The sequence below is a fragment of the Streptomyces sp. GL_140 genome, from assembly GCF_057834465.1.
Window position 1 is genome coordinate 4,302,360 of sequence record NZ_CM174404.1, and the last position, 13,798, is coordinate 4,316,157.

General features: G+C 68.7%; 11 protein-coding genes. 8 read left to right on the forward strand and 3 right to left on the reverse strand.

Translation table 11 applies throughout. The features are described from left to right. Window positions 1–3: 3 nt before the first annotated feature. From yidD to rpmH, 3 genes are read right to left on the reverse strand one after another with little or no spacing between them, the layout of a single operon-like run. A complete protein-coding gene (gene yidD, locus AC3IYJ_RS20060; RefSeq protein WP_150258252.1) occupies window positions 4–285 on the reverse strand; it encodes a membrane protein insertion efficiency factor YidD in 282 nt (93 codons plus the stop codon). Then, window positions 282–656, reverse strand: a complete 375-nt coding sequence (gene rnpA, locus AC3IYJ_RS20065; protein ID WP_489396165.1) for a ribonuclease P protein component — start codon at window positions 654–656, stop codon at window positions 282–284. Before rnpA ends, yidD begins: the two co-directional genes overlap by 4 nt. 22 nt (window positions 657–678) lie before the next feature. Then, window positions 679–816 carry a 50S ribosomal protein L34 gene (gene rpmH / locus AC3IYJ_RS20070; protein ID WP_100597229.1) on the reverse strand — a complete coding sequence of 46 codons (138 nt, stop codon included), beginning with the start codon at window positions 814–816 and terminating at the stop codon, window positions 679–681. Between the two features lie 618 nt (window positions 817–1,434). Between rpmH and dnaA the strand changes: the two genes are divergently transcribed. The 8 genes from dnaA (at window position 1,435) to AC3IYJ_RS20110 (ending at window position 13,764) form a co-directional block, all read left to right on the forward strand. Next, on the forward strand, window positions 1,435–3,006 hold the full coding sequence (dnaA, locus tag AC3IYJ_RS20075; RefSeq protein ID WP_489402866.1) for a chromosomal replication initiator protein DnaA: 1,572 nt from the start codon (window positions 1,435–1,437) through the stop codon (window positions 3,004–3,006). Between the two features lie 889 nt (window positions 3,007–3,895). Then, window positions 3,896–5,026 carry a DNA polymerase III subunit beta gene (dnaN, locus tag AC3IYJ_RS20080; RefSeq protein WP_330297445.1) on the forward strand — a complete coding sequence of 377 codons (1,131 nt, stop codon included), beginning with the start codon at window positions 3,896–3,898 and terminating at the stop codon, window positions 5,024–5,026. 219 nt (window positions 5,027–5,245) lie between these two features. After that, window positions 5,246–6,121, forward strand: a complete 876-nt coding sequence (gene gnd / locus AC3IYJ_RS20085; RefSeq protein ID WP_489396166.1) for a phosphogluconate dehydrogenase (NAD(+)-dependent, decarboxylating) — start codon at window positions 5,246–5,248, stop codon at window positions 6,119–6,121. 128 nt (window positions 6,122–6,249) lie between these two features. Next, the gene (gene recF / locus AC3IYJ_RS20090) at window positions 6,250–7,398 is read left to right on the forward strand and encodes a DNA replication/repair protein RecF (protein ID WP_489396167.1); all 1,149 of its coding nucleotides are present in this window, start codon (window positions 6,250–6,252) and stop codon (window positions 7,396–7,398) included. 98 nt (window positions 7,399–7,496) lie between these two features. Further along, window positions 7,497–7,994 (forward strand): DciA family protein, encoded by a 498-nt coding sequence (locus AC3IYJ_RS20095; RefSeq protein WP_489402867.1) that lies wholly within the window; start codon window positions 7,497–7,499, stop codon window positions 7,992–7,994. Between the two features lie 400 nt (window positions 7,995–8,394). After that, window positions 8,395–10,449 (forward strand): DNA topoisomerase (ATP-hydrolyzing) subunit B, encoded by a 2,055-nt coding sequence (gyrB, locus tag AC3IYJ_RS20100; protein WP_489396168.1) that lies wholly within the window; start codon window positions 8,395–8,397, stop codon window positions 10,447–10,449. A gap of 40 nt (window positions 10,450–10,489) precedes the next feature. Then, window positions 10,490–13,126, forward strand: coding sequence for a DNA gyrase subunit A (gene gyrA / locus AC3IYJ_RS20105; protein ID WP_489396169.1), 2,637 nt, complete (start codon window positions 10,490–10,492; stop codon window positions 13,124–13,126). Window positions 13,127–13,128: 2 nt separating this feature from the next. Next, the gene (locus AC3IYJ_RS20110; protein WP_489396170.1) at window positions 13,129–13,764 is read left to right on the forward strand and encodes a DUF3566 domain-containing protein; all 636 of its coding nucleotides are present in this window, start codon (window positions 13,129–13,131) and stop codon (window positions 13,762–13,764) included. Window positions 13,765–13,798: the final 34 nt, after the last annotated feature.

Here is a 13,798-nt window from a genome sequence, read left to right on the forward strand (position 1 = left end):
TAATCAGGCTCCTTGAGCATTGCGAGATCGACGCAACGCACTGCGCAGCTGCTCGTGCCAACGCGGGCGTTTACGGGCTGGGACGTGATCCACACCACCCGGGGACCACGGATTGCACCGCAGGATCCGCCAGGCGGTCAGGGCAGTCCCCTTCACCGCACCATGCCGGTCGATGGCCGTGTACCCGTAGTGCGAGCACGAGGGGTAGTAGCGGCACACCGGCCCGAGCAGCGGACTGATCGTCCACTGGTACAGCTTGATCAATGCGAGCAGCGGGTACTTCATCGAGCCACGCCTCCCAAGAGCCGCAGCAGTGCGGCATCAAGGTCTCGGGCCAGCTCGTCGAGACCGGCGTCACCCGCTCCGGGCAGAGCCCGTACCACCACCAGGCTACCTGCGGGCAGCTGGGACAGCCGCTCGCGGACGAGATGGCGCAAACGGCGCTTGACCCGGTTGCGTACGACAGCGATGCCGACAGCCTTGCTGACGACGAAACCCGCACGCGCCGAGGGATCTGTCTCCCCCGACTCGTGCGGGTCCGTTGCACCGCTTGTACGTAGGTGGACGACGAGGAGCGGGCGACCGGCCCGGCGACCTCGACGTACCGCGCTCGCGAAGTCCTCGCGCCGCCTCAGCCGATTTTCGGGAGACAGCACGACGTCACGATCCGCCCGTCAGTTACGCGGAGAGTTCGGCGCGGCCCTTGCCACGACGGTTCGCGAGGATGGCGCGGCCGGCACGGGTACGCATCCGGAGACGGAAGCCGTGGGTCTTGGCACGACGGCGGTTGTTCGGCTGGAAGGTGCGCTTGCTCACTCGGGGGCTCCAGAGAATAAATCGTTGTGGCGGGACATCGCCTGGCTGTCACCGTGCGCCCACGAGGAGATAGAACTCGCGTGTTCGCCCGAGTGGCACCGCAAAACGATCACTATCAGTGATCTTCGCCCATCGGTAGGCAGGCGGCAGCAGCCATCGACAACTCGACCTCGTTACGGTACGCGCGGCTACGCCATCCGGTCAAACCGAGCCAGCGGGGCCCCACACTGTGCACAGGCTGTGGACAACGACTTGAACCGTACCCGTCGGCCTGACTACCGTTGCCTGACCCCGGTTTTTTTGTCCCGACCGTCCCAAAGAACCACACATTCGTGGGACCCCTGTGAGAGAGCGTGCTCTGTGGCTGACGTACCTGCCGATCTTGCCGCAGTGTGGCCAAGGGTGCTCGAAAAGCTCCTCGGGGAGGGTCAGAACAGCATCGAGCCCAAGGACAAGCAGTGGGTCGAACGGTGCCAGCCCCTGGCACTCGTGGCCGACACCGCTCTGCTGGCCGTCCCCAACGAATACGGCAAGCGCGTCCTGGAAGGCCGCCTCGCCCCGCTCATCAGCGATGCCCTCAGCCGTGAGTGCGGGCGTCCGATCCGGATCGCCATCACCGTGGACGACTCAGCCGGCGAGCCCGCGCCCCAGTCCCCCGGCGGGCCGTCCGGGCACGACGGCTATGAGCCCTACGGCGGCCAGCGCTCCGGCGGTCACACCGGCCCCGGAGGCCACACCGGCCCCGGCCCCGGCTCCTCCGACGACGAGCGGCTCCCCACGGCCCGCCCCGCCTACCCGGACTACCAGCAGCCGCGCCCCGAGCCCGGCGCCTGGCCCCGCGGCGGCCAACAGGACGACTACGGCTGGCAGCAACCCCGCCTCGGCGGCTTCCCCGAGCGTGACCCGTACGCCTCCCCGCAGCCGGGCTACCTCCAGCAGTCCGACCCCTCCTCCTACGACCAGGGCTCCTACGAACCCCAGAAGTACGGGGAGCAGAAGTACGAGCAGCAGTCGCGCCAGCAGTACGAGAGCCAGCAGCAGCGCCAGTCCCATCAGTACGAGCAGCAGCAGTACGAGCAGCCGGCCCCGCGCCCGGCGCCCAGCCGGCCCGCGCCCTCGGCCCCGTCGGGCGGCTCGACCTCCGGTCCGCTTGAACCGACCGCCCGGCTGAATCCCAAGTACCTGTTCGACACCTTCGTGATCGGCGCCTCCAACCGCTTCGCACACGCCGCCGCGGTGGCCGTCGCCGAGGCGCCGGCGAAGGCGTACAACCCCCTCTTCATCTATGGGGAGTCGGGCCTCGGCAAGACGCACCTGCTGCACGCCATCGGGCACTACGCCCGGAGCCTCTACCCCGGCACCCGGGTGCGGTACGTGAGCTCCGAGGAGTTCACCAACGAGTTCATCAACTCGATCCGCGACGGCAAGGGCGACGCGTTCCGCAAGCGCTACCGCGAGATGGACATCCTGCTCGTCGACGACATCCAGTTCCTCGCGAGCAAGGAGTCGACGCAGGAGGAGTTCTTCCACACCTTCAACACGCTCCACAACGCCAACAAGCAGATCGTGCTCTCCTCCGACCGGCCGCCCAAGCAGCTCGTCACCCTGGAGGACCGGCTCCGCAACCGCTTCGAGTGGGGCCTGATCACCGACGTCCAGCCGCCCGAGCTGGAGACCCGTATCGCGATCCTGCGCAAGAAGGCCGTCCAGGAGCACCTCAACGCCCCGCCGGAGGTCCTGGAGTTCATCGCCTCCCGCATCTCCCGCAACATCCGCGAGCTGGAGGGGGCGCTGATCCGGGTCACGGCCTTCGCGAGCCTGAACCGGCAGCCGGTGGACCTGGGCCTGACCGAGGACGTCCTGAAGAACCTGATCCCCGGCGGCGAGGACAGCGCGCCCGAGATCACGGCCGGCGACATCATGGCCGCCACCGCCGACTACTTCGGGCTCACCGTGGACGACCTGTGCGGCTCCTCGCGCAGCCGGGTGCTCGTCACGGCCCGGCAGATCGCCATGTACCTGTGCCGGGAGCTCACGGACCTCTCGCTGCCCAAGATCGGGGCGCAGTTCGGCGGCCGCGACCACACCACCGTCATGCACGCGGACCGCAAGATCCGCGCTCTGATGGCGGAACGCCGCTCCATCTACAACCAGGTCACGGAGCTCACCAACCGCATCAAGAACGGCTGAGGCGGGCCCCGTGAACGGGCCGTACGGGCGTCGCCGAGGGCTTCCGAGGCCTCTTAAAACGCCTTCAGAGGGCGCTCCCGGGTCACTTCGGGGGCGCCCTTCTTCGTGCGCGCGCCCCCAACCTGTTCGAATACGCCCCCAATGGAGCAACTCATCCACAGATTGGACGACTTTCTTCCGTCCACACCCTGGGGACGGGGTTCTCCACCCACAAGACTGTCCACAGGGCCCACCCGTGAGGCACCATCAGAGCTGGTCAGACCCCTGTGGAATTGTGCGCAACAACTGTCCACAGGCTGTGGACAGAAATTTCATCCACAGCTCCGTCCACCGCGTTGTCCACCGGCGGTCCACAGCTTCCCGGGTCCTGTGCACAGGATCGGACGACTTCCCCACACCGTTGTCCACTGTTCGGCAACACACCACCCACTCTCACCGCCCCGAGTGAAAGCGGTCACACCGAAGTCGACGTTTGGGTTGTGGAGTACTGGGGGAAACCTGGGGACACACCTGTGGAGTAGTGGGGGTCATCTGGGGATGGCCTGTGCAGAAGTTTTGGTTCTCCACAGAGACACCCGGTTGTCCACCGGTGCCACCCACAGGGTGTGGGGATAAAAAACGCGGCCTGACCTGCAAAAACAGGCTTATCCACCGTTTCCACAGCCCCTACTACTACCCCCATAGAGAGTTAGCCCGGTTTCGGTTTTCAAGCAGGTCCTGTGCACAACTCGGTGGATCGCCCTCCCCGACACCTCGCTCCCGACTTGACCGCCGACAGCAACGACTGTCGGCGCCGTACGTCAGACTGGTCACCGGCAACGGTCGAGGCATCGACGAGCCGACGACGAAGGCCGGCAGACGAGCGAGCAACAGCAGGAGGCGGTTTCCGGTGAAGATCCGGGTGGAGCGCGACGTACTCGCGGAGGCGGTGGCCTGGGCTGCTCGTAGCCTCCCGGCCCGGCCGCCGGTGCCCGTTCTCGCGGGCCTGCTGCTGAAGGCCGAGGAAGGCAAGCTGTCCCTCTCCGGCTTCGACTACGAGGTCTCGGCCCGCGTCTCCGTCGAGGCGGACGTCGAGGAGGACGGCACGGTCCTGGTCTCCGGTCGGCTGCTCGCCGACATCTGCCGCGCCCTCCCCAACCGCCCGGTGGAGATTTCCACAGACGGTGTACGAGCGACCGTGGTCTGCGGCTCCTCGCGATTCACACTCCACACCCTGCCTGTGGAGGAATACCCGGCGCTGCCGGTGATGCCCACCGCGACCGGCACCGTGCCCGGTGAGGTCTTCGCCTCCGCTGCCGCTCAGGTCGCCATCGCGGCCGGCCGCGACGACACGCTGCCCGTGCTGACCGGTGTCCGCATCGAGATCGAGGGCGACCGCGTCACCCTGGCCTCCACCGACCGCTACCGCTTCGCGGTCCGCGAGTTCCTGTGGAAGCCCGAGGACCCGGAGGCCTCGGCCGTGGCCCTGGTGCCCGCCAAGACGCTCCTGGACACCGCCAAGTCGCTCACGAGCGGCGACACGGTCACCATCGCGCTGTCCGGCTCCGGCAAGGGCGAGGGCCTCATCGGCTTCGAGGGCGCCGGCCGCCGCACCACCACCCGCCTCCTCGAGGGCGACCTGCCGAAGTACCGCACGCTCTTCCCGACCGAGTTCAACTCCGTCGCCGTGATCGAGACCGCCCCGTTCGTCGAGGCCGTCAAGCGCGTCGCCCTGGTCGCCGAGCGCAACACCCCGGTCCGCCTCAGCTTCGAGCAGGGCGTCCTGATCCTGGAGGCCGGCTCCTCCGACGATGCACAGGCTGTGGAGCGCGTCGACGCGAAGCTGGAGGGCGACGACATCTCGATCGCCTTCAACCCGACCTTCCTGCTGGACGGCCTGAGCGCGATCGACTCCCCGGCCGCGCAGCTCAGCTTCACCACGTCCACCAAGCCGGCGCTGCTCAGCGGCCGCCCGGCGGTCGACGCCGAGGCCGACGAGGCCTACAAGTACCTGATCATGCCGGTCCGCCTCTCCGGCTGAGTCCGGCGGACCATCGAGCACGCCCGTCGGGCCCGGTCCCGCTTCCCGCGGGGCCGGGCCCGACGGCGTTCCCAGGTCCTCGGGGTGCCTGATGCCCCGCCCCACCCGGAGTGCCCGTGGAGCCGGGTGACGCCGCCCGGCGTAGGCTCGGCACCGGGGATGTCCCCGGGCAGCGGGGAACCCCGGCACAGACGGCCACAACGCTTAAGGAACCACCTGATGGAGCTTGGTCTCGTCGGTCTCGGCAAGATGGGCGGCAACATGCGCGAGCGCATCCGCCGCGCCGGCCACACCGTCATCGGATACGACCGCAACCCGGACCTCGCCGATGTCCACAGCCTCGCTGAGCTTGTGGACAGCCTCCAGGCCCCCCGCGTGGTGTGGGTGATGGTCCCGGCGGGCGCGGCGACCCAGTCCACCGTCGACGAGCTCGCCGAGCTGCTCTCGCCCGGCGACATCGTCGTCGACGGCGGCAACTCGCGCTGGACCGACGACGAGAAGCACGCCACCGAGCTGGCCACCAAGGGCATCGGCTTCGTCGATTGCGGTGTCTCGGGCGGCGTCTGGGGCCTGGAGAACGGCTACGCGCTGATGTACGGCGGCGACAAGGAGCACGTCGCGGCCGTCCAGCCCGTCTTCGACGCCCTCAAGCCCGAGGGTGAGTTCGGGGCAGTGCACGCGGGCAAGGTCGGCGCCGGCCACTTCGCGAAGATGGTCCACAACGGCATCGAGTACGCCATGATGCAGGCCTACGCCGAGGGCTGGGAGCTCCTGGAGAAGGTCGACTCGGTCACCGACGTCCGCGAGGTGTTCCGGTCCTGGCAGGAGGGCACGGTCATCCGTTCCTGGCTGCTGGACCTGGCCGTGAACGCGCTGGACGAGGACGAGCACCTGCAGCAGCTGCGCGGCTTCGCGCAGGACTCGGGCGAGGGCCGCTGGACGGTCGAGGCCGCGATCGACAACGCGGTGCCGCTGCCGGCGATCACCGCCTCGCTCTTCGCGCGCTTCGCGTCCCGCCAGGACGACTCCCCGCAGATGAAGATGATCGCCGCGCTGCGCAACCAGTTCGGCGGCCACGCGGTCGAGAAGAAGTAATCCACAAGGGATCCACAGCACCCACAGGTGCTGTGGATCCTGTTTCACAGATCCACAGATCCACAGATCCACAGGTCTCACAGCTCCACAGAGCACAGCAGCAGGAAGCCGGGGGAGGTCGGCGCCGTATGCATGTTTCGCATCTCTCGTTGGCCGACTTCCGTTCGTACGTCCGGGCCGAGGTTCCCCTCGACCCGGGCGTCACGGCTTTCGTGGGCCCCAACGGCCAGGGCAAGACGAATCTGGTCGAGGCCATCGGCTACCTCGCGACCCTCGGCAGCCACCGCGTCTCCTCGGACGCCCCGCTGGTGCGGATGGGCGCCGAGCGGGCCGTCGTCCGGGCCGCGGTCACCCAGGGCGAGCGGCAGCAGCTGGTCGAACTGGAGCTGAACCCCGGCCGCGCGAACCGGGCCCGGATCAACAGGTCCTCGCAGGTCAGGCCCCGGGACGTGCTGGGCATCGTCCGCACGGTGCTGTTCGCACCCGAGGACCTGGCCCTGGTCAAGGGCGATCCGGGGGAGCGCCGCCGCTTCCTCGACGAGCTGGTGACGGCCCGCTCACCGCGCATGGCGGCGGTGCGCTCGGACTACGAGCGGGTGCTCAAGCAGCGCAACACCCTGCTGAAGTCCGCGGCGATGGCCCGCCGGCACGGCGGCCGCTCGATGGACCTGTCCACGCTCGACGTCTGGGACCAGCACCTGGCGCGCACCGGCGCGGAACTGCTGGCCCAGCGCCTCGACCTGATCGCGACCCTGCTGCCGCTGGCCGACAAGTCCTACGAGCAGCTCGCGCCCGGCGGCGGCCCGATCGGCCTGACGTACAAGTCCTCGGCGGCCGGCGAGGCGGGCGAGGCCGTGGACGGCGGCGGGGCCCGCACCCGCGAGGCCCTCTACGAGGTGCTGCTCGCCGCGATGGCGGACGTCCGCAAGCAGGAGATCGAGCGCGGCGTGACCCTGGTCGGCCCGCACCGCGACGACGTGCTGCTGCGCCTGGGCGAGCTGCCGGCCAAGGGGTACGCGAGCCACGGAGAGTCCTGGTCGTACGCGCTGGCGCTGCGGCTGGCCTCCTACGAGCTGCTGCGCTCCGAGGGCAGCGAGCCGGTGCTGATCCTCGACGACGTGTTCGCCGAGCTGGACGCGCGGCGCCGGGAAAGGCTCGCGGAGCTGGTGGCACCGGGGGAGCAGGTGCTGGTGACGGCGGCGGTCGACGACGACGTCCCGGGGGTGCTCGTCGGAACGCGGTTCGCGGTGTCGGGCGGCGAGGTGACCCGGCTGTGAACGAGGACAAGCGGAGCCAGGACAAGCGGAGCCAGGGCAGGCCGGCCCAGGGCAGGCCCGGCGGCGGACCGCAGGACGGCCAGGAGCCCGCGCGCAAGGTGCCCGAGCCCTCCGGCGTGGACCTGGCGCGCCAGGCGCTGGCGGCGGCCCGGGAGCAGGCGCGCGCCCGGGGCAACGCGGCGACGGGCAAGAAGCGCCCGTACCAGCAGGGCCTGCGCTCCGGCGCCCGCGCGGACGGCCGGGACCCGATGCCGCTGATGGCGGCGCTGGACCGGCTGCGGACCGAGCGCGGCTGGGAGATGCCGATGGCGGTGGCGGGCGTGATGGAGCGCTGGCCGGAGATCGTCGGCCGGGACATCGCGGCGCACTGCGTGCCGGACCGCTACGAGGACCGCGAGCTGGTGGTCCGCTGCGACTCCTCGGCGTGGGCGGCGCAGCTGAAGCTGCTGGCTCCGCAGCTGGTGGCCCGGCTCAACACGGACCTGGGGCAGGGCACGGTCCGGCTGATCAAGGTCCACGGTCCGGGCGGTGCGCCGAAGCGGTACGGGCTGTGGCGGGCGCCGGGCAGCAAGGGCCCGGGGGACACCTACGAGTGAGCCCGCGGGGCGCCCCTGCGAAGGTGCGCCCGGGGCCTCGTAGAGGCGCCCGCGCGAGGCCCCGTAGGGCAGGGGACGGCGGCGGGCGCGGGCCCGCTTCGTACGGCTGCGCGGGTGGTGTCCCTCACGGTAGTGGGAGGTTGACAGCCCGAAGCGCTCAATGCCCGTGTGAGCCTCTTAGAGCCCCTCCCCTGATATGGGGAGTCGGAGAGAGGAGTTTCGGGGCGGCACATGAGGACTCAGGTACCGGCAAACCCCCATTCGTGTCGGTGGTACCGGTAGACTGAACAAGAATCCCGCGCTTGCGCGGGATCCAGTCGAGTAAAGCTGACCACCGCTGACAACGCAGATCGACGCAGCCGCTCCTGCTTGCATGCCTGCTGGCCCCGGAGTCCGGCCTGTGCTGTGCCAGAAAGGGCGCTTCGTGGCCGATTCGGGCAACCCCAACGAGAAGAACGAGTCCGCAGCCGGGAACGGTGAGGACAAGGCATACGACGCAGGTGCCATCCAGGTCCTGGAGGGCCTGGACGCGGTCCGCAAGCGGCCCGGCATGTACATCGGCTCGACCGGTGAGCGCGGCCTGCACCACCTGGTGCAGGAGGTCGTCGACAACTCCGTCGACGAGGCCATGGCCGGGCACGCGGACACCATCGACGTGACGATCCTGCCGGACGGCGGCGTCCGCGTCGTCGACAACGGCCGAGGTATCCCGGTCGGCATCGTGAAGTCCGAGGGCAAGCCGGCCGTCGAGGTCGTGCTCACGGTCCTGCACGCGGGCGGCAAGTTCGGCGGCGGCGGCTACGCCGTCTCCGGCGGTCTGCACGGCGTCGGCGTCTCCGTCGTGAACGCCCTGTCGACCAAGGTCGCGGTCGAGGTCAAGACGGACGGCTACCGCTGGACCCAGGACTACAAGCTCGGTGTCCCGACCGCGCCCCTCGCCAAGAACGAGGAGACGTCCGAGACCGGCACCACGGTGACGTTCTGGGCCGACCCCGACATCTTCGAGACGACCGAGTACTCCTTCGAGACGCTCGCGCGCCGCTTCCAGGAGATGGCCTTCCTCAACAAGGGCCTGACCCTCACGCTGACGGACGAGCGCGAGTCGGCCAAGGCGACGGTGGGCTCGGAAACCGCCGAGGCCACCGACGACGACCAGGCGCGCACGGTCAAGTACTACTACGAGGGCGGCATCGTCGACTTCGTGAAGCACCTGAACGCGCGCAAGGGCGAGCTGATCCACCCGACCGTCATCGACGTCGAGGCCGAGGACAAGGAGCGCCTGCTCTCGGTCGAGATCGCGATGCAGTGGAACTCGCAGTACACCGAGGGCGTCTACTCCTTCGCGAACACGATCCACACGCACGAGGGCGGCACCCACGAAGAGGGCTTCCGCGCCGCGATGACGGGTCTGGTGAACCGCTACGCGCGCGAGAAGAAGTTCCTCCGCGAGAAGGACGACAACCTCGCCGGTGAGGACATCCGCGAGGGGCTGACCGCGATCATCTCGATCAAGCTGGGCGAGCCGCAGTTCGAGGGCCAGACGAAGACCAAGCTGGGCAACACGGAGGCCAAGACCTTCGTGCAGAAGGTCGTCCACGAGCACCTCAACGACTGGTTCGACCGCAACCCGAACGAGGCCGCGGACATCATCCGCAAGTCGATCAACGCGGCCACGGCGCGCGTCGCGGCCCGCAAGGCCCGCGACCTCACCCGTCGCAAGGGTCTGCTGGAGAGCGCCTCGCTCCCGGGCAAGCTGTCCGACTGCCAGTCGAACGACCCGACCAAGTGCGAGATCTTCATCGTCGAGGGCGACTCGGCCGGCGGCTCGGCCAAGTCCGGCCGCAACCCGATGTACCAGGCCATCCTGCCCATCCGCGGCAAGATCCTGAACGTCGAGAAGGCGCGGATCGACAAGATCCTCCAGAACACCGAGGTCCAGGCGCTGATCAGCGCCTTCGGCACCGGTGTGCACGAGGACTTCGACATCGCCAAGCTCCGCTATCACAAGATCATCCTGATGGCCGACGCCGACGTCGACGGCCAGCACATCAACACCCTGCTGCTGACCTTCCTGTTCCGCTTCATGCGGCCGCTGGTCGAGGCCGGGCACGTCTACCTCTCGCGGCCGCCGCTGTACAAGATCAAGTGGGGTCGCGACGACTTCGAGTACGCGTACTCGGACCGCGAGCGCGACGCCCTGGTCGAGCTCGGCAAGGGGCAGGGCAAGCGGATCAAGGAAGACTCGATCCAGCGCTTCAAGGGTCTGGGCGAGATGAACGCCGAGGAGCTGCGCGTCACCACCATGGACGTGGACCACCGCGTGCTCGGCCAGGTCACCCTGGACGACGCCGCGCAGGCCGACGACCTGTTCTCGGTGCTGATGGGTGAGGACGTCGAAGCCCGGCGCTCCTTCATCCAGCGCAACGCCAAGGACGTTCGTTTCCTCGACATCTGAGTCGGCTCAGCTGACCGCCTGAAAGGATCTTTGACCAGCAATGGCCGACGAAACCACCCCCACTGCGGAGAACCCCGCGGAGGAGCAGCCCGTCATGCGCATCGAGCCCGTCGGGCTCGAGACCGAGATGCAGCGCTCCTATCTCGACTACGCGATGTCCGTCATCGTCTCCCGCGCGCTGCCCGACGTACGGGACGGCCTCAAGCCGGTCCACCGTCGTGTGCTGTACGCGATGTACGACGGCGGCTACCGGCCCGAGAAGGGCTTCTACAAGTGCGCCCGCGTCGTCGGTGACGTCATGGGTACGTACCACCCGCACGGTGACAGCTCGATCTACGACGCCCTGGTCCGCCTGGCCCAGCCGTGGTCGCTGCGCATGCCGCTGGTGGACTCCAACGGCAACTTCGGATCCCCGGGCAACGACCCGGCCGCCGCGATGCGCTACACCGAGTGCAAGCTGATGCCGCTGGCCATGGAGATGCTCCGGGACATCGACGAGGAGACCGTCGACTTCACGGACAACTACGACGGCCGCAACCAGGAGCCGACGGTCCTGCCTGCGCGCTTCCCGAACCTGCTGATCAACGGCTCCGCCGGTATCGCGGTCGGCATGGCCACCAACATCCCGCCGCACAACCTGCGCGAGGTCGCGGCCGGCGCCCAGTGGGCGCTGGAGCACCCGGAGGCCTCGCACGAGGAGCTCCAGGACGCGCTCATCGAGCGGATCAAGGGCCCGGACTTCCCGTCGGGCGCCCTGGTCGTGGGCCGCAAGGGCATCGAGGAGGCGTACCGGACCGGGCGCGGCTCGATCACCATGCGCGCGGTGGTGGAGGTCGAGGAGATCCAGAACCGCCAGTGCCTGGTGGTCACGGAGCTTCCGTACCAGACCAACCCCGACAACCTCGCGCAGAAGATCGCCGACCTGGTCAAGGACGGCAAGGTCGGCGGCATCGCCGACGTCCGCGACGAGACCTCTTCGCGCACCGGCCAGCGCCTGGTGATCGTCCTCAAGCGCGACGCCGTCGCCAAGGTCGTGCTGAACAACCTCTACAAGCACACCGACCTGCAGACGAACTTCGGCGCGAACATGCTGGCGCTGGTGGACGGCGTGCCGCGCACGCTGTCGATCGACGCGTTCATCCGCCACTGGGTGACGCACCAGATCGAGGTCATCGTCCGGCGCACGAGGTTCCGCCTGCGCAAGGCGGAGGAGCGCGCCCACATCCTGCGCGGTCTGCTCAAGGCGCTGGACGCGATCGACGAGGTCATCGCCCTCATCCGGCGCAGCAACACGGTCGAGATCGCCCGCGAGGGCCTGATGGGCCTGCTGTCGATCGACGAGATCCAGGCGAACGCGATCCTGGAGATGCAGCTCCGCCGCCTCGCGGCCCTGGAGCGGCAGAAGATCGTCGCCGAGCACGACGAGCTCCAGGCCAAGATCAACGAGTACAACGCCATCCTGGCCTCGGAAGAGCGCCAGCGGCAGATCGTCAGCGAGGAACTGGCGGCCATCGTCGAGAAGTTCGGCGACGACCGGCGCTCCAAGCTGGTGCCCTTCGACGGTGACATGTCCATCGAGGACCTGATCGCCGAAGAGGACATCGTCGTCACGATCACCCACGGCGGGTACGTCAAGCGCACCAAGACCGAGGACTACCGCTCGCAGAAGCGCGGCGGCAAGGGCGTGCGCGGCACGAAGCTGAAGCAGGACGACCTCGTCGACCACTTCTTCGTCTCCACCACGCACCACTGGCTGCTGTTCTTCACGAACAAGGGCCGTGTCTACCGGTCCAAGGCGTACGAGCTCCCGGACGCCGGCCGCGACGCCCGCGGGCAGCACGTGGCGAACCTGCTGGCCTTCCAGCCGGACGAGAAGATCGCCCAGATCCTCGCGATCCGCGACTACGAGGCCGCGCCCTACCTGATCCTGGCCACCAAGGGCGGCCTGGTGAAGAAGACGGCGCTCAAGGACTACGACTCACCCCGTTCGGGTGGTGTCATCGCGATCAACCTCCGGGAGACGGAGGACGGCAGCGACGACGAGCTGATCGGCGCCGAGCTGGTGTCCGCCGAGGACGACCTGCTGCTCATCAGCAAGAAGGCGCAGTCGATCCGCTTCACGGCGACCGACGACGCGCTGCGCCCGATGGGCCGCGCCACCTCGGGCGTGAAGGGCATGAGTTTCCGGGAGGGTGACGAACTGCTCTCCATGAGCGTGGTCCGGCCCGGTACGTTCGTCTTCACCGCGACCAACGGCGGCTACGCCAAGCGGACACCGGTGAACGAGTACCGCGTCCAGGGCCGTGGTGGCCTGGGCATCAAGGCCGCCAAGATCGTGGAGGACCGCGGATCGCTCGTCGGTGCACTCGTGGTCGACGAAACGGACGAGATTCTCGCCATCACCCTCGGCGGTGGTGTGATTCGTACGCGCGTCAACGAAGTACGGGAGACCGGCCGTGACACCATGGGCGTCCAGCTGATCAACCTGGGCAAGCGGGATGCCGTCGTGGGTATCGCCCGCAACGCGGAGGCCGGTCAGGATGCTGACGAGGTCGACGGCGAGAACGACAGCGAGACCGAGAACGAGACCGAGATCGGGACCGAGGCGGCCGTCGAAGGACAGGCCGCCGAGGCCGCCGAGGGCACGGAGCCCTCGGCTGGGGAGCACGAGGAGTAAGCGTGAGTGGAGCCACGGGCGCCGGACCGTCCAAGACTGGAGCGAACGGTGCCCGTGGCCCTGCCGCGGACTCCCAGGGGGGAACCGTGACGGACACCCGAGGACCGCAGTCGCCTGAGTCGCCGCAGACGCAGGCCGGCCAGCAGCCTCAGCAGCCGTATCACCCGCCGCAGGCCTACGCGGCGCCCGCGGGCCCCGTGGCGCCGCGCGGCGCCGGTGACCCGGGAGCGCAGCGCAAGCCGCGCCCGGGGACCCGTACGGCGCCCAGGACGCGCAAGGCGCGGCTCAGGGTGGCCAAGGCCGACCCGTGGTCGGTGATGAAGGTCAGCTTCCTGCTGTCGATCGCGCTGGGCGTCTGCACGATCGTGGCGTCGGTGGTGCTGTGGATGGTCATGGACGCCATGGGCATCTTCTCCAGCGTCGGCGGCACGATCAGCGAGGCGACCGGCTCGAACGAGAGCAACGGCTTCGACCTCCAGTCCTTCCTGTCGCTGCCGCGCGTTCTGATCTTCACCTCGGTGATCGCGGTCATCGACGTGGTGCTCATGACGGCGCTGGCGACGCTCGGCTCGTTCATCTACAACCTGTCGGCGGGGTTCGTCGGCGGTGTGGAGCTGACGCTCGCCGAGGACGAGTAGAGCTTGCGAAGACGAGGCGGATGACCTGCGCAGA

Bases quoted from the DNA above. Each gene is read 5' to 3' on its own strand.
- gyrA (WP_489396169.1), top strand. From the start codon at position 10,490: ATGGCCGACGAAACCACCCCCACTGCGGAGAACCCCGCGGAGGAGCAG.
- recF (WP_489396167.1), top strand. From the start codon at position 6,250: ATGCATGTTTCGCATCTCTCGTTGGCCGACTTCCGTTCGTACGTCCGG.
- yidD (WP_150258252.1), bottom strand. From the start codon at position 285: ATGAAGTACCCGCTGCTCGCATTGATCAAGCTGTACCAGTGGACGATC.
- gnd (WP_489396166.1), top strand. From the start codon at position 5,246: ATGGAGCTTGGTCTCGTCGGTCTCGGCAAGATGGGCGGCAACATGCGC.